This is a genomic window from Thiobacillus denitrificans, from assembly GCF_001530125.1.
Taxonomy (GTDB): Bacteria; Pseudomonadota; Gammaproteobacteria; order Burkholderiales; family Thiobacillaceae; genus Thiobacillus; species Thiobacillus denitrificans_C.
Genome location: NZ_LDUG01000016.1, coordinates 19,136 through 34,976, shown reverse-complemented (window position 1 = coordinate 34,976; position 15,841 = coordinate 19,136). Strand labels below are relative to the sequence as shown.

At 62.9% G+C, this 15,841-nt stretch carries 18 protein-coding genes; 2 read left to right on the top strand and 16 right to left on the bottom strand.

What is annotated here, in order from left to right:
• Positions 1–167: 167 nt before the first annotated feature.
• On the top strand, positions 168–356 hold the full coding sequence (locus tag ABW22_RS04165) for a Thivi_2564 family membrane protein (protein WP_059752221.1): 189 nt from the start codon (positions 168–170) through the stop codon (positions 354–356).
• 571 nt (positions 357–927) lie between these two features.
• Here the strand turns inward: ABW22_RS04165 and ABW22_RS17205 are convergent.
• From ABW22_RS17205 to ABW22_RS04090, 16 genes are all read right to left on the bottom strand, one after another.
• Positions 928–1,515 (bottom strand): hypothetical protein, encoded by a 588-nt coding sequence (locus tag ABW22_RS17205; RefSeq protein WP_157648543.1) that lies wholly within the window; start codon positions 1,513–1,515, stop codon positions 928–930.
• 503 nt (positions 1,516–2,018) lie between these two features.
• Complete coding sequence (locus ABW22_RS04160) at positions 2,019–3,335, bottom strand: cation:proton antiporter (protein ID WP_059752219.1); 1,317 nt, start codon at positions 3,333–3,335, stop codon at positions 2,019–2,021.
• On the bottom strand, positions 3,332–4,051 hold the full coding sequence (gene fabG / locus ABW22_RS04155) for a 3-oxoacyl-ACP reductase FabG (RefSeq protein WP_059752217.1): 720 nt from the start codon (positions 4,049–4,051) through the stop codon (positions 3,332–3,334). The genes ABW22_RS04160 and fabG overlap by 4 nt, the downstream gene beginning before the upstream one ends.
• Positions 4,048–4,497, bottom strand: a complete 450-nt coding sequence (locus ABW22_RS04150) for a hypothetical protein (RefSeq protein WP_059752215.1) — start codon at positions 4,495–4,497, stop codon at positions 4,048–4,050. Before ABW22_RS04150 ends, fabG begins: the two co-directional genes overlap by 4 nt.
• 115 nt (positions 4,498–4,612) lie before the next feature.
• Positions 4,613–4,972 (bottom strand): endonuclease domain-containing protein, encoded by a 360-nt coding sequence (locus ABW22_RS04145; protein ID WP_059752213.1) that lies wholly within the window; start codon positions 4,970–4,972, stop codon positions 4,613–4,615.
• Positions 4,973–5,065: 93 nt separating this feature from the next.
• Complete coding sequence (locus ABW22_RS04140; protein ID WP_237763226.1) at positions 5,066–5,914, bottom strand: beta-ketoacyl synthase chain length factor; 849 nt, start codon at positions 5,912–5,914, stop codon at positions 5,066–5,068.
• A complete protein-coding gene (locus ABW22_RS04135; RefSeq protein WP_330218747.1) occupies positions 5,871–7,070 on the bottom strand; it encodes a beta-ketoacyl-[acyl-carrier-protein] synthase family protein in 1,200 nt (399 codons plus the stop codon). Before ABW22_RS04135 ends, ABW22_RS04140 begins: the two co-directional genes overlap by 44 nt.
• A 54-nt stretch (positions 7,071–7,124) precedes the next feature.
• Positions 7,125–7,679, bottom strand: a complete 555-nt coding sequence (locus ABW22_RS04130; RefSeq protein WP_237763225.1) for a phosphatase PAP2 family protein — start codon at positions 7,677–7,679, stop codon at positions 7,125–7,127.
• 171 nt (positions 7,680–7,850) lie between these two features.
• Positions 7,851–8,654 (bottom strand): polysaccharide deacetylase family protein, encoded by an 804-nt coding sequence (locus ABW22_RS04125; protein WP_059752412.1) that lies wholly within the window; start codon positions 8,652–8,654, stop codon positions 7,851–7,853.
• Complete coding sequence (locus ABW22_RS04120) at positions 8,647–10,986, bottom strand: MMPL family transporter (RefSeq protein ID WP_059752207.1); 2,340 nt, start codon at positions 10,984–10,986, stop codon at positions 8,647–8,649. The genes ABW22_RS04125 and ABW22_RS04120 overlap by 8 nt, the downstream gene beginning before the upstream one ends.
• The gene (locus ABW22_RS04115; RefSeq protein WP_059752205.1) at positions 10,983–11,579 is read right to left on the bottom strand and encodes a LolA family protein; all 597 of its coding nucleotides are present in this window, start codon (positions 11,577–11,579) and stop codon (positions 10,983–10,985) included. The genes ABW22_RS04120 and ABW22_RS04115 overlap by 4 nt, the downstream gene beginning before the upstream one ends.
• Positions 11,576–12,436: an acyl-CoA synthetase gene (locus ABW22_RS04110; RefSeq protein WP_237763224.1), complete on the bottom strand. Its 861-nt coding sequence runs from the start codon at positions 12,434–12,436 to the stop codon at positions 11,576–11,578. Before ABW22_RS04110 ends, ABW22_RS04115 begins: the two co-directional genes overlap by 4 nt.
• A gap of 68 nt (positions 12,437–12,504) precedes the next feature.
• Positions 12,505–12,834 carry a 3-hydroxyacyl-ACP dehydratase FabZ family protein gene (locus ABW22_RS17705; RefSeq protein ID WP_059752201.1) on the bottom strand — a complete coding sequence of 110 codons (330 nt, stop codon included), beginning with the start codon at positions 12,832–12,834 and terminating at the stop codon, positions 12,505–12,507.
• Positions 12,831–14,198: an AMP-binding protein gene (locus ABW22_RS04100; protein ID WP_059752199.1), complete on the bottom strand. Its 1,368-nt coding sequence runs from the start codon at positions 14,196–14,198 to the stop codon at positions 12,831–12,833. Before ABW22_RS04100 ends, ABW22_RS17705 begins: the two co-directional genes overlap by 4 nt.
• Positions 14,199–14,207: 9 nt before the next feature.
• Positions 14,208–14,879, bottom strand: coding sequence for a hypothetical protein (locus ABW22_RS04095; protein ID WP_419184916.1), 672 nt, complete (start codon positions 14,877–14,879; stop codon positions 14,208–14,210).
• A 2-nt stretch (positions 14,880–14,881) separates the two neighbouring features.
• Positions 14,882–15,151, bottom strand: a complete 270-nt coding sequence (locus ABW22_RS04090; RefSeq protein WP_059752196.1) for a phosphopantetheine-binding protein — start codon at positions 15,149–15,151, stop codon at positions 14,882–14,884.
• Positions 15,152–15,620: 469 nt separating this feature from the next.
• Here ABW22_RS04090 and rpsU point away from each other — a divergent pair, with 469 nt between their 5' ends.
• On the top strand, positions 15,621–15,833 hold the full coding sequence (rpsU, locus tag ABW22_RS04085; RefSeq protein WP_059752194.1) for a 30S ribosomal protein S21: 213 nt from the start codon (positions 15,621–15,623) through the stop codon (positions 15,831–15,833).
• Positions 15,834–15,841: the final 8 nt, after the last annotated feature.

Genomic DNA, 15,841 nt, shown 5'->3' with positions numbered 1-15,841 from the left:
GTCGCCTGCGAGCGAGACACGTTTCGTGGCGGTGTGGAAACAACGACGCAGACGCCGCTTACGACCGGCATTGATAACAGGAAAGAAGAATGGGGTAGTATCAAGCCGCACCTAAAACCAGTCGGTCGGTGCCCCCAGCAATTTAATGCTCACACAGGAGAATCCGTATGCCTCTGATTAACTTGGTCATCGTCTTGATTGTGGTTGGCGTACTGCTTTGGCTTGTCAATACCTACATCCCCATGGATCGAAAGATCAAAAACATCCTGAATATTGTCGTCGTCATTGTTGTCGTGATATGGCTGCTGCAGGTTTTCGGCGTGTTGGGATCGATGGACAGCATACGTATCGGCTGACGTATCTCAAGGGCGGTTATCGTCGCACCGTACGTGCGATGGCGCTACTGCGCTCCGACCGGAATTAAAGGGGCAGCTTCGCAAAGTTTTTATTGCGAAGTTGCCCCTTTAATTTCTTGGTCATTGCGAGCGCAGCGAAGCAATCCAGTCAGAGGATCGGCGCGAAGCACGTTGCGTGTGGTTAAACCTTCGCAGGACTACTGACCGTTGGCCGGGGGTAGCCCGGCGGCTAGTTACTTTTCTTGTCTCGCCAAGAAAAGTAACCAAAAGAAGGCGACCCCGACATCCCCGCCCTTCGGGTTCCCGAAAACCGAGCCCGCCGGGTGGGCGGCAAAGAACTCGCCCCGCTTTTGTAATGCTGATTAATTTTGTGAGCGGGGCTTCAGACACCTTTGCCGCTGATCCACCCGGCAGGCTCAATTTTCGGCTGGGCTGAGAGGGGGAGAAAAGTCAAAACCAGGTCGGTGATGACTGATCGGTTTACGTGCTTGTGTTACGACGCGCCTGCGGCGCAATACGCTTCGCTTACCGCCGCCCTATCCAACATCCATTACGTGTATTGTGAACCGTGTCATTTTTTACCTGTTCCTGCCACATATTCGGATAGCGCCGCTTTAATCCCTGTTTTGCCAGCGAGTTTGCCGTGGTCAGCAACCCTGTTTTTCCTTACGATTGATATAAATTTCTCACCTTCACCGCGGAACCAGGCACGTTTAAATGGAGCCCACCAGTTCTCATAGGTTTTTTTTGCATTTTTGTCAGAAACTAATGATATGAGGTGGTTTCTTGCGATGGCGTAATCATGTGGTTTGTATTTTTCAAGGATTTGCTCGCATCCAGTGGAAAACACTTCGGCCATGTCAATAAATTCATGCTGAAATATGTCTTTCGAAATTTGCCCAGTCTGGGGGGTTTCGTGAACAAAATTCAAGGTTCTTGCCAACGCATTAATGCCTTCTGAAACCAGAGTTTTATCTTCTGTTGATAGGGAAGAGTTGCATATCGAATTGTGAATGTCGCGCAAAATATGGGGTTTCTTCCCTTGTTGGCAGTATGCGAGCGTTACGGCTAATAATCTGGCCGTTTCTGCGATCTGTTTTTTTGAGGATTTATCTATTAACGCATCAACTACTTGTTTGCTTAATCCTATCTCTTCCATTTTTAAGCCTTTATAAGTATGTAAATAGTCCGCGTAATGCGCCGAATGTGTGAAGCCCAGATAGTAACCAGAAACACCCCGTCATCACCGTCCTGGTTTTGACTTTCTCCCCTCTCAGCCACGCCGAAAATTGAGCCTGCCGGGTGGATCAGCGGCAAAGGTGTCTGAAGCCCCGCTCACAAAAAACCAATTTAAAACATCAAAAGCGGGGCGAGTTCTTTGCCGCCCACCGGCAGGCTCTGCTCTGCATAGCCAATCGACTAAGCCGCTAAAGCGGCAAGTCGCTGGTTAATTTTCGGGGTTTCGTGGATGGCGGGGTCGCCTTCTTTTGGTTACTTTTCTTGGCGAGACAAGAAAAGTGACTAGCCGCCGGGCTACCCCCGGCCAACGGTCAGCAGTCCTGCGAAGGTTTAACCATTAAAACGAAACGTGCTTCGCGCCAATCCTCTGACTGGATTGCTTCGCGTTGCTCGCAATGACGGACGAAGCGTAGCGGATGCACCTCAATGCCGCTCCGCCACCGCCACCCCCATCTTCGGCAGCCACCGCCGCAACCCCGGCGTCGTAATCACCGTGCTGAAAATCGCCATCAGCACCAGCATCGTGAACACCTGCTGCGAGATCACGCCGAGGTCGTAGCCGACGTTGATGACGATGAGTTCCATCAGGGCGCGGGTGTTCATCATGATGCCGATCACCTTGCCCTCGTGATGCGACATCCCGGCCCAGCGCGCGGCGACGTAGCTGGCGCCGAATTTTCCCAGGGTGGCCAGGGCAATCAGCAGCAGGCACCAGCCCCAGGCGGCGGCGGAATCGAGGCCGCCGACGTTGGTGCGCAGGCCGGTGTAGGTGAAGAAGATGGGCAGGAAGAAGACCATGACGAAGTGGCCGATGCGTTCCTTCCAGGCCTCGATCAGTTCGTGCTCGTCGTGCAGGACCACGCCCATCATGAAGCCGCCGAAGATGGCGAAGATGCCGAGCTGATAAGTGGTCATCGCCGAGACGAAGATGGCGGCGAGCAGGATGCCGAGCAGGTTGTGGGTGAGCTTGCCGCGGCCGGCCTTCTCGCCCACCGGCACAGGGTGCGCCTGGCTGGCGTGGATCACGCGCTTCATCAGCGGCCGCACGAGGAACCACCAGACGAGGAAAAACACGCCGACCAGCGCCACCTTGAGGGCGAAGGCCGCGGCGCTGAATTCGGCCAGGGCGAGCGCGGTGATGAGCGCGAGCAGCAGCCAGCCGACGACGTCGTTGATGGCGGCGGCGCTGATGGCGATGACGCCGATGGGCAGGCGGGTGATCTTGAACTCCATCATGATGCGGCCGAGGATGGGCAAGGCGGTGATGGAGAAGGCGGTGGCGATGAACAGCGCCGAGGCGAGGCGGTCGACGCCGGGCGACAGCAGCGGCGCGCTGAGCCAGCCGAAACCGAAGCCGAGCGCGAAGGGCGCGACCATGCTGGCGCTGGCGATGGCGGTGACGGCGCGACGGTTGTTGCGCTCGGTCAGATGGGCGAAGTCGAATTCCAGGCCGATCTGGAACATCAGCAGGACCAGGCCGATCTGCGACAGCATCTGCATCGGCGCCGCCGGCGTCGAATGAAAAACGTATTGGAAAAGCTCGGGGGCGAGCAGGCCGAACAGCGACGGGCCGAGCAGGATGCCGACGATGATCTCGCCGACTGCGGGTGACTGGCCGATGCGCTGCGCCAGTTCACCGCCGAGGCGGGCGGCCAGGACGATCAGCGTCAGCTGCAGCAGGGTGAAGAACAGCAGGGCCTCGGTCTGGTGGACCGCGAGGGCGTGGGCGGGCGGGATCAAATCATGCCGCCGTTCACCGAGATGATCTGGCCTGTGATGTAGCTCGCCTGCTCCGAGGCGAGAAAGCCGACCAGGTCCGCCACCTCTTGCGGGCGGCCGGCGCGCTTCATCGGCACCATGCCGGCGATCGCCTTGGCGTCGAACACGCCGTCGATCATGTCGGTCTGGATGATGCCCGGCGCCACGGCGTTGACCGTCACCCCGCGGCTGGCGAGTTCCAGCGACAGCGACTTGGTCGCGGCGTGCAGCGCACCCTTGGCCGCGGCGTAGTTGACCTGGCCGCGGTTGCCGGTGAGGCCGGCGATGGAGGTGATGTTGACGATGCGCCCCCAGCGGCTGCGCAGCATCGGCATCGTCAGCGGCTGGGTGACGTTGAAGAAGCCGGAAAGCGACACATCCAGCACGCTATGCCATTGCGCCGCGCTCATGCCGGGGAAAACGGCATCGTCGTGGATGCCGGCGTTGTTCACCAGCACCTGGACCGGGGTGTCGGCGACCAGCGCCTCCAGTGCCGCGCGGCTGGCCTCGGCGTCGGTGACGTCGAAGGCGATGGCCTCGGCCTGGCCACCGACCGTCCTGATTTCATCCACCAGCGTCTGCGCACGGGCCAGATTGCGGTTGGCGTGGATGTAAACGTAACAGCCATCGGCGGCGAGGCGGCGGCAGATCGCCGAACCGATGCCGCCGCTGCCGCCGGTGACGAGGGCGCGTTTCATGTCAAATTTCCCAGTTTGTCGGCGTCCAGCACCACCGCCGCCCGGCCGCTGAGCAATTCGCGTCCGCCGGCGCTGACGCGGAAGCCGTAAAGGATGGTGTTGTCGTCGCCGGACAGACGCTCCGCCTCGACGTCGAGGTCGGCAGCGATGTCATCCAGCCGGGCGACCTGCAGTTCGACGCCGCGCACGCTGGCCAGATAGCCGGCACGCGGTGCGCTGTCGGCCGCCGCCAGCAGCGCGCCGTGGGCGGCCATGGCCTGCGCCGCGTACTCGATGCCGCAGGCCGCGCCCAGACGATCGTGCGCGCGCAGCGGGTTGTCGGCGTGGCGGTGGCTCTTCGCCGTGCAGCGGATGTGCTGGGCATCCCAGGCGACGACGGCATCGAGCAGGCACATGCTGCCCTGGTGCGGCAGGTGGGCGAGCAGCCAGGCGTGGTCTAGCGGCATGCGCAAGGGCAAATCCCCCTCAATCCCCCTTTTTCAAAGGGGGAGGCCGATGCGGTGTGCCGTGCTTCCCCCCTTTGAAAAAGGGGGGCTAGGGGGGATTTGCTTTTGACTTTGCTCACACCCGCCCCTTCACCGCTTCATCTATCACTGCCAGAACCGCATCCGTTTCCAGCAACACCTGCCGATTGTCAAACCGCAGCACATGCAACCCCAAGCTTGCCAACGCTGCATCACGAGCCTGATCTTTGGCCTGATGCCCTGTTTCGAGATGCTGACTGCCATCAAGCTCAACAACCAGCTTCGCTGCCGGACAGTAAAAATCCACGATAAACGAGCGCAATGGTTTTTGCCGATAGAACTGTACATTTTTCAGTTGTTTACGTCGAATGCGATGCCACAGCACTTGTTCGGCATCGGTCATGCCGGTTCTGAGCACGCGCGCCGGTTCTTTCAATGTTTTGCGATAGGGCTCCATCAGGCCACGCCCCGATCTTCCATCGGCAACCCCGCCTGGGTAATGGGGGTGGCGTCGTGGGCGCGGGCGATGGTGATCTGGTTGTCGGTCATATCAACTACGATTTTCGGGTTCGATCGTTACCGCCAGACTGAGCGGTGCCAGATAGTCCAGCACAACTCGCCCGCCCTCCCCACGCGCCACCGCCAGCAGCAAGGGCAGCCCGCGTGCGCAGGGGATGGCGCGGCGCAGCGCCTCGAGTTCAGGCTCGGCCAGCGCATCGGGCGCATCATCGGCGAGGCTGACCTCGATCCGCGCCAGCGAGTGCGCGCTGCGTTCAGGCATCAGCGCCAGCGCGATGCCGAATGCGGAGGGAAGCGGGCGCTTGGCGTGCAGCGGTTCGGGATAGGGCATGTCGTAGGTGACCAGCAGGGTGCCCCAGCCCTCGACCGCGACCTGGGTCAGCGCCTCCAAGAGGCCAGCACCAAAACTGCCGTCGTGGGCGCACAGCACCGTGGCCGGGGTCATGGCACCGGAAGCGATGCCCCAGTAGCCCGCCGGGGCGTTGTGCACCGAGTTGTGGAAACGGGTCGGCGAGATGCTCCGATCCTCGGAGGCCAGCGTCTTGCAGATGGCATCGCAGTTGTCGTTGTCGGCGCCGGAGGAGGAGAACACCGCGGCGAGTTGTCGGGCATCGAGTTGCCCGGCCGCGATGGCCTCCTGCGCCACGGCCAGCGCGACCTTGATCGCGAGGCCGGTGCGGCGGCGCTCGGCAGGCGGCAGCGACTGCGGCGCCGGCACGGCGAGGGGCCGTGGCTCATAGGGGGTGGCGCCCGCCAGGATGGGCCGCGCCGCGAGCCAGTTATCGAGCCCCGGACCGATCAGGCCGATGCCGTCGAGGTAAGCGCTCAGCTTCATATCAACCCGCCCTGCCCAGCACCAGGCTGCAGTTGGTGCCGCCAAAACCGAAGGAGTTGCTGAGCACCCGGCGCGGCGCGCCCTCCCGGTTCGCGGTCAGGTACTGGATGGGAATGCCCGGGTCGACGTTGCGCGTGTTGACCCCGCCCGGCAGGAAGCCCTGCTGCAGCGCCAGCGCGCTGATGACCGCCTCCAGGCCGCCCGCCGCGCCCAGGGTGTGGCCGGTCGCGCCCTTGGTGGAACTGCAGGGCACCCGGTCGCCGAACAGCGTGGCCACGGCACGGCCCTCGGCGGCATCGTTGTTCGGCGTCGCGGTGCCGTGCAAGTTGATGTAGTCGATGTCGGCTGGCTGCAGGCCGGCCGCCTTCAGGGCGGCGGTCATCGCCATGCGTGCCCCCAGGCCCTCCGGGTGCGGCGACGACATGTGGTGGGCATCGCTCGATTCGCCCGCGCCCAGCAGCAGCACGGCATCGGCATCGAGACTGTCGGCCGGGCGTTGCAGCAGGATGAAGGCGGCCGCCTCGCCGATGGAGAGGCCGTTGCGATCTTTGTCGTAAGGCCGGCAGGGCTCGGATGAGAGCAGTTCCAGCGAGTTGAATCCGTAGAGCGTGGTCAGACACAAGGAGTCGACACCGCCGACAATGGCAGCGTCGATGAGGCCGGCCGCGATCATCCGCGCCGCCGAGGCGAACACCTTGGCGCTCGACGAGCAGGCGGTGGAGACCACCACAGCCGGGCCTTCCAGATTGAAGGCGGTGCGCACGAAGTCAGCCACCGAATAGGTGTTGTGGGTGGTGCGATAGTTGAAGTCGTCCGGCAGGGCGCCGGTCACCGGATCGCGGCGGCGGTAGGCCTGCTCGGTCTGCAGGATGCCGGAGGTGCTGGTGCCGAGCAGCACGCCGACCCGCCGCCGGCCGTGGCGGGCGGCAGCGGCCCCGACGGCGGCACTGAAGCCATCCTGGCGCAGGCCCAGCAGGGCGAGGCGGTTGTTGCGGCACTCGAACTCGGCCAGGCTCGCCGGCAAAGGCGCTTCGTCCAGGCCGGCCACTTCGCCGACATAAGTTGCCAGGTCGGTCACCGTCTCGAAGGCGCAGGGCGCGAGCCCACTCTGTTGCGCACGCAGGGCAGCCAGCGTCGCTTCCAGGCCGTGGCCAAGGCAGCTTGCAGCGGTGAAATGGGAAAGCCAGAGCGAATTCAACAAGTCAACCCATCCAGATGTAGTGCGTCTTTAATCAATTCCACAGGCCGGTTTCCGTCAAATCCGGCCGGGTGTTAGCGCTGCGTATGCACGGTGACGCAATGACAGCCAGGCCGCCACCCCTCCCAGCATAAGGCCGGCCCACACATCCAGCGCCACATGCTGGCGGGTGGCGAGGGTGGAATAAATGATGCCGATACACCACATCCAGTTGAATAGCCGGCTCCACTGCGGCGCGCCGAATCGACGCAGCAGGCGATCCAGCCAGATACCCGAAAAAATGGCCGTGGCGACATGCAGCGAAGGGAAGGCATTGCCTGCGGCATCGACGCTCTTAAGGAAACCCACTTCAGGATACCGGGCCCAGTCAATATCGGCTGCGGGGACCGCGGTGGGCCAGAAGTAAAAAACAATCAGCCCCGCCAGGCAGGTTCCGGCCATCGCCATGCCATAACGATAGAGTTCGCGTCGCGTCGCAAGCAATGCCGGAGGCAGGGAAACATACACCCACAATGAGACATACAGCGGCATCGCCCACGGCTGAAAACTGATCATCTGATCCAGCCAGGTAAAGGGCATCACCGTGGTCGGGTAGGCCGGGGCTTTGAGCACATAAAAATACGCGCCGAAAAACAGGCCGAAAAAAATGGGCGTTCCTATCCCTTTCAGATATATATGCTGGGGGATGGCCGCTGCAATCTGCCGGTGCCACGGCGTTTGCTGACTGTTTTTCAAGGCCTGTTCTCCGGGGTGCGGCAGTGCCGACTCATGCGCATGTACCGGTCATGAAAGGGCGTCTCGCAAGCTGACAAAACGCAATCCGGCGGCGGCCGCCGATTCCAGCACGGCAGGCAGCACGTCGAGAATAACCGGAATGCCGCGGGGTGTCCGTGCGGCATTGCCATCGTGCAGCAGCAAAATAGCGCCCCCGCGCAACTCACGCAATAGTGCATGCCTGACACGCTCGGGGTCACCGATCCGGGTGTCGAAACCCCGCGCCGACCAGCTGGCGAGCGTTAAGCCGAGTCGCGCCAGCACGGGGTCGAGAAAAGGATTGCGCAAGCCGGCAGGGGCACGAAAAAACATGGGGCGCCGACCGGTAATCAGGCTGAGGGTGCTTTGTGCGGCCTGCAGTTCGCGCATGAAACCACGCGGACCCAGCAGGGCAAAATAATGGCGGTGGTGCTGGCTATGGTTTTCCACGGCATGGCCACGGCGTACGATTTCCCGACATACATCCGGATAGCGTGCCGCTTTTTCGCCCACGCAGAAAAAGGTGGCTTGTGCGGCATATCGATCCAGAATATCCAGCACCTGCGGGGTGACGAGGGGGTCGGGGCCATCGTCGATGGTGAGGGCGATTTCATGTCTGGCCGCGGCGGCGGCGGGCAACCGCGTCCAGTTCGGTCCCAGCCAGTGACTGCGCGGCCACAGGCCGACGGCGGTAAGCAACAGGTGATTGATTGCCACGGCGCCCAACGCCCAACGCCATTGCGCGGGGTCGGCGATCACGGCCACCAACGCCAGACCATGCAGCGCGATGGATGCGCGGATCAGCAGGGTGGGTTGCCAGGGTGAATCACGCATCAGATTGCCGGGCAAAAATCGCCGAATAAATCAACGCCAGGATAACACCCGGTGCGACGGTCACGCCCAGCGCCTGCAGGATGGATACGTTGGAAAACGCAAGCAGGCCAAAACCGGCGACGGTGGTGAGGCTGGCAAACAACATCGAGGCCAGCGTGCGCGGCAGGATGGGCGTGCGCGGATCAGGCCGATCAAAAAACAGGGCGTAATTGGAGCCCACTGCGGCCACCAGCAACAAACCCACCAAATGCAAAATGATCATTTGCTGACCAAACAGGCTTAATCCCGCCGTGACGGTAATGATCGCAGCGGCCAGCGGCGCGATGATGCGCAGCACGCGCATGGGCGAGCGAAAAACCACGAGCAGCAACACGATAATGGCAACCAGCCCGCCGAGCGACAGCGCAATGGCTTCATGCAAGTAGCCGGAATACAGGCGATCCGACTCGGCTTTCATATCCACAAACAGCACATCGGGCATTGCGCTCAATGCCGCGCGAACACGCTCGGCGTTGATGTCGACCCCCTCGGGCGCGGTCAGCGGCAACAAGGCACGCCATTGCCGCTGCTGCCGAATGAGCAAGGCATCTACCGCCATCGCCATTGAGGTCTGCTGCAGGTCGGCTGCCTGCAGCAAAGGCTGGCTGCGCGCGGCGGTGGTGTCGGCCAGAAACGGCGTAAACAGTTGCGCGCGCACCGGCAAGCCTTGAACGGCTTGCGCAAGGCGCGTTTCCAATAGGGGGCGAGGGGGCAGGCTGTTCTGGCGTGCGCGTTGCGTTGCTATGCTGGGAAGATAACGGCTGGGGCTTTCGAATCCGGCGAGTTCGCCTTGCTCGACCAGGGTTTGCAGCAGCGTGGACGCGCGCTCGGCGGCGCGCAATACGGATTCCTGATTCGCACCGGACACCACGACCAGATAGCGCACATCCGGCGCGCCCATGTCGGCGCGCAAACGGGTATCGAGTTCCACATCCACTTGCGACACCGGACTGAGTGACGCGATTGTGTCATTCCACAAACTGGCGCGGTTAGCGACCACGATGGCGCAGGCCGCCAACAACACGATCGCCGCAGGCCAGCGCAGTGCTGCAGCACGTTGCACGACACGAGACAGGGTGAGACCGATAGCCGATACATCATGGATACGGAAGTGTGCGGGCAACAGGGAAGGCAAGACGAAGCGCGTCACCGTTGCGGCCGCGATCAGCCCGGCAATGGCATACAGGCCGAGTTGTGCCAAACCGGGAAAGCCGGACAGCAGGAGCGAAGCAAAGCCGGCTATCGAAGTCAGCACACCGAGGCGAATGGTGGGCCAGAAACGCTTGATCCAGTTTTGATGATCCGCATTGTTCTGTTCCGATTGCACAAACAGGTAGATTGAATAATCCACGGCTTCGCCGATCAGGGCGGTGCCAAATCCCAGGGTGATGCCGTGCACCGCGCCAAAGCCCAGGCTGACCGCCGCAATGCCCGCCAGCGCACCGCTGACAACGGGCAACAAGCCCAATGTCAGTGCGCTAAAGGAACGATAAACGAGTAACAGCAGCGTTGCGATGAGTGCAAGGCTGATGATGGACAGGCGGGTGACCTGGCGCTTGATGGTGTCGCGCGACGTCACCGAAAACACGCCGGGACCGGTCATCACCAGTTGGGCGGATGGGATGGCGCTGGGTGCCTGGTCGAACGCTTGCTGAATCGCGGCCATGGCGTGTTGCTGGGCATCGGTGTCGCTTCCCGCGGCACGCGTTTGCATCAGCATCAGGGCGCGCGTGCCATCGCGTGATGCCCATGCACCCTCCACCAGCGTCGGCTGGGTGCCGCTGTTGAGTTGCTCGAGTAATTGCACCATTTCCCCGGTCGGGTCGCGCGGCAGGATGGACTTGACCAGCAATCCGGCCGACGAGGCCAGCAGGTCGATACTGTCGCTCAAGGCGGCATGCAGACCGTCTGCGCTAAAGCGTGCAGGCGTCACGGCCGGGCTCAACAGGTAACGATTGTCGAACAGGAAAGTACGGTCGCGCTCGGCGTTAACGGGCTCGCCATTATTGACGCTGGCAAACGTACGGTCGGCGCGCAGACGCTGAGCGATTTGCTTTGAAAGCCGGGCGCGGGTGGGCGCATCGGCGCCTTCTATGCCAACCAGAATCAGGCGCGAGGCCAGGCCGTCTTGGAGTTGATCCATCAGCAGCTGCTGCTCGGGCGTGGGGGCGCGCGGCAAGAATGCCGACAAGTCGGTGGTGAAGTGGGTGCGGCTGATGATGCCGGCACAGGCCAGCAAAAAAATCAGCCAAAGCACGATGGCGGCGATGCCGCGGCGGCGCGTGTGGATCATTGCGGCGGCGCCCGCTTTTCGATGGTCATCAGGGAGCTGTCGCCATCCGCCTGGAGAATCTCGACGCTGCGCACCCCGTCCTTGACCCCCTCCATCCGGATGCGCGCGATGACGGCGCCGACCTTGGGGTCGATGGGGGTAAGCACCAGGGTCCAGCGTTCAAATCCGCCTTCCAGGGCCAGGTGATAAACCCGCTCCAGGGCCTGGCGGTCGCCGGCCAGGGTGGCGCGAATACTCTCGATCATGGCGGCTACTTCCGGGTAGTCCTTGAGTTGCAGAACGTGTTTGCGCTTGCCGCGTTCAAGGGTGAGGGTGCCGCCGTCGAGCACCATGGTCTCGGGCCGCGGCTTCAGGGTGCGCTTTTCCAGGCGGGCCGGTGCAATGAACAACAATTCGCCGGAAGACTCGAGCGGCTGGTCGAGGATGGATATGTGTTTTTTCTCGGTGAAGGTGGCCGCGCCTTGCGGCTGCTTCGCCAGGCTATCCATGAGCTGGCTGATGGAAAGCGGCGCAGCGTGCGCGGACTGGCCACAAAGCAGCGCCAGTCCGGCAAACCACCCCCAGCGGGAACGCTGTCGCACGAGTTTGCTCATGGGCGAGCGCCCTTCTGGCGCCAGAAATCGAAGAAGTTGAACCAGTTGTAGGGGGCGGCGCGGCAATGGCGTTCCAGGCAGGCGGCGTAGGCCACCACCGCGGCCTGAACGGCGACATCCCGCTCCGGACGCTCAAGGTCGCTGAAATCGGCCAGCCGCTCGAAGTGGATGGCGTAGCGATTGCCGCCCAGGTAGAGTCCGCTCATGAACAGCACCGGTCGCCTGAGCATGGCGGCCAGGCGCATGGGGCCGATAGGAAACTCGGCGTCCGCCCCGAGGAAGGGGACGCGCAAGGTCGGGGCGCCGCCGAGGGTGCGGTCGCCCAGCACGCCGAGCACCATGCCATCGTCCAGGCAGGCCTGCACCCGCAGCATCGAGTCGAACTGCCCCAGCGGGATGATATCCTGCACCGCCGCCGGGTTGATGGCGGCCAAGGCGGCATTGAGCTTGCGGGCGTTTTCCTCGTACATGACCATGACCACCCTGAGGCCGGGCTGCAGGCGGCCGATGGCGCGCACCACCTCGAAGCTGCCCATGTGCGCGCCCATCAGGATGGCGCCATGCCCGGCGGCCTGCACCGCCTTGATGACGTCCTCGCCATGCACCTCCACCTGGAATAGATCGAAGCGCGCATTGAGCAGAAAGACCCGGTCGTGGATGGTGGAGGCAAAACTGTGAAAGTGCCGGAACAGGTCGGCGAATGAAGGTTCCCGGTCCAGCGCCCGGCGCAGATAGGCGCGCGAGGCAGCCTTGGCAGCCGGCGCAAAGAGCAGAAAATAGAGGCTGATTCCGGCCAGGATAAAACGGGCGGGGGGACGACCCAGGCGCAGGGAGATCCAGGTCATCACGCGCAGCATGGTCCGATTGCTGCGTTCCGGGCGCCGGACCCATTCCGCTTGCCGCGAGATCCCTGGTGCCGGCGCGCTCATGCCGGGGGCCCCTGAGAAAAAAAAACGCTGCCGCTCGCCACGCTGCGATCCCCACAGCGGATATCGAAGCGGAGGCCGCCAGCCGGCAACTCGGTGGCGTGCAGAATCAGGGCCTCGCCGGGCTGGGCCGGGCTATGGAATTTCGCCGACTTGAGCTGCGCCGACCCAAGTATTCCCGGCATGGCCTGCATGCCCTGCCGTGCCCCCAGGGCATGCAGCGCCGCGTCGAGCAGCACGACCCCGGGAAGGATGGGCTGGCCGGGAAAGTGTCCGGCATAGGCCGGGTGGTCGGCGGCGATGGGCAAGGGCATGGCGTGTTCGTTCATGCCGGCTCCCTGGTCGCTGACTGGGCCTGCAGGGTGGTCAGCAGGTCCTGGGTAATCTGGCTGGGGAGCTTGCCGGTGGCGTTGCGCGGCAGGGCATCGACGAATAGCAGGGGACGCGGCAGAAAGACGGGGTCGATGCGTTCGCGCAGGGCCTGGGTCAGGGCAGACGGGATGAGCCCGGGGGCGACCACCAGGGCGGTGAGGCGGTGGATGCTGTCCGGGCTGTCCCCCTGGGGCAGCAGGAAGATGCCGTCCTGCACGCCGGGGATGGCGTTCAACTGATGGTTGAGGTAGGCAAGCGAAGTGCGCTTGCCGGCGATGTTGACCTGGTCGGCATGGCGACCATGGAGCAGGAAAGTGGTCGACACCGGACTGCCGCCGGTAAGTTCGATGACATCGGCGAGGCAGGTCGGGCGGTCGATGTGGCCGCCCTCGGCCCACAGCGTCTGCCCTTCGCGGCGCAGACGGATGTCTGACAGGGTTTGCCATTCGAGGCCGGCTGTGGTGCGCCGCGAGGCGAGTTGCCCGGTCTCGGTGCAGCCGTAAATCTCGTGGAGCGGCGTGCCGAAGCGGTTTTCGGCTTCCTCGGCCAGGTCCTGCGACAGCGGGGCGGTGGCTGAGAGAAGCTGGTCGACCGCCGGCAGCGTGGCCTGCTCCGTGAGCAGGGCGCGCAGGTGGTAGGGGGTGGTGACCAGCACGCGCGGGCGCGGCAGGCTCGCCAGGGCAGCGCAGATGTCCGCCGGGTAGAAGGGGCGACCGGCATGCAGCGCGGCGCCGCTTTGCAGCGGCATCAGGACGGTGGATTCCAGGCCGTACATGTGTTGCGGCGGGACGGTGCCGAGGATGGCATGGCCCACACCGATGCCCAGGCGCTGCGCCTCCGCCCGCACGTTGCGCACCAGGCTGCCCCAGCGCTTGACATGGGGCACCGGCACGCCGGTGGAGCCGGAGGTGAAGACCTGGGCTATGACCTGCGCGCAGTCGATGTCGGGAATGGCCGGGGTGACCGCGGGCGGCGGCATCGATTCGGGATAGCGGAAGGTGGGCAGGTCAACGTCCGCGCCCTGATCGGCAATGCAAAAGACATCCGGCGCGATGCGCTGCATCTGCCGGACCATTTCCGGGGTGTGAGTGGAGGGCAGTAGGCTGACCCGGCCGCTGACGATGCAGGCCGCCAGGGCAACCGTGAAACGGTAGCGGTCGCCGCACAGGTTGAGCACATGCCGCCCCGGCGGCAACTGGCCGGCGACGTACTCGACCTCGCCCAGAAACTGCCTGACGCTGACCGGCGTGCTGCCGCGCCAGGCCACGACGGCATCGAGGTGGCGATGGGCGATGAGCGGCAGGGTGGAGAGGGCCGTCAAGCAGGCAGCCTAGCGGGGATCGGAAGAAGCGCCCGGGCGCACAGCCGGTGTCTTCCAGTAGGCCAGCACGCCGTCCATGATGCTGTGTTTTTTCTGGTGCGGCAGCTTGCGCAGGCGAATCCCGTATTCGACGACAAACATCAGCAGAATCAGCGGGAAGGAGAGGAAGTTGGCGAAAATCGACCAGACTTCGATGCCGGCAAAGAAGAACAGCACGCTGGAAACCAAGCTGATCGCCAGAAGAAACAGCGTCCACGCCAGCGTGACCTGGCGCGAATAACGGATCTCGTCCGCCGCCAGGCTACCGTGGACCATTTCGGCAAACCGGGTGCACAAGGCTTGTCGCCCGCGTCCCAGGGTGACGCCGAACACGGCGGCCAGCATGGCATAGGTGCCGGCGTGCTGAAGGAAATAGACCCAGCTGAAATTACGTTCCAGCACGCCCCAGAACCCCCACAGCAACCCGCCCACCACAGCACACAGGAGTAACATGACCCACCGCGTGGGCGAACGCCAGGTCAGCCAGAGCAGGATGGCCAAGGAAGGCGCCAGGGAGACGGCCACCCCCAGGGAGGGGAAGGTGGTGGCCGCCGAGGTGGCTGCGCTGTAATGCGCCAACACGGGATACGCGATGGCCCCGGCGGCGATGACGATCCAGCGGACCGCGCGTAACAGGCTCAAACTCATTTTTCCCGGTTGGCAGCGATATGCCGGGTCAGGCTGGCGAGGGAACTGAAGATGCTGACGTTGTCCGCGTTATCGGCGCGCAACTGGAAACCGAAACGCTTGGAAACCACCAGGGCCACTTCCAGTATGTCGATGGAGTCGAGCCCGAGCCCCTCGCCGTAAAGGGAGGCATCGGGCTGGATCTCTTCCGGGCTGACGTCGAGGTTCAGGGTGGAAACGATGAGCCCGGCGACCTCGTTTTGCAATTCATGGTTGGTTTCAGGCATGGCGATTTCACGTCAATAGGGGATAAGACAACCCGATGATATCGGGCCGACGACATTATATTCGGTAAGCCGCCTGCCCGACGCGTGCTTGCAGGAATGAATGAAGTGCGGCGAACCAGAACCGGAGGGCGCCGATCGAGCCACCCTCGTCATGCAAACTGCGGCAGGTGTAGCCCTCGCGCAACAGCGCCTCTTCCTTTTTGGAACCGAGCCAGTCGCAGGCCCGGACACGGAGAACGCACAGAACAGCGGCGAAAAAGCCAGCACCGCGATGAATCCATTGAGATTTTATATTTTATTTTTCTCTGCAGGGACATTGCGACGAACCCAGCCAACCTGTTGCCCTTCCCTTTTTTCAGAGACCGACCGAACCTGAAACAGGATTGCGCTGGAAAAAATCGTGCGGGCTTGCTATCATTCTCGTTTTTCCAGTTCACAGGAAGCTTTCCCGGAAGCCCTCTTCAAACACATGCCCCACGTCAAAGTCAAAGAAAACGAGCCGTTTGATGTCGCCTTGCGCCGCTTCAAGCGTTCCATCGAAAAAGTCGGCCTCCTGACCGAACTGCGCGCCCGCACGTTCTACGAGAAGCCCACCGCCGAGCGCAAGCGCAAGCTCGCCGCGGCAGTCAAGCGCCAGAGCAAGCGCCTGCGCGGCCAGCAACTCCCCCCCAAGATGTATTGATTCTGCGT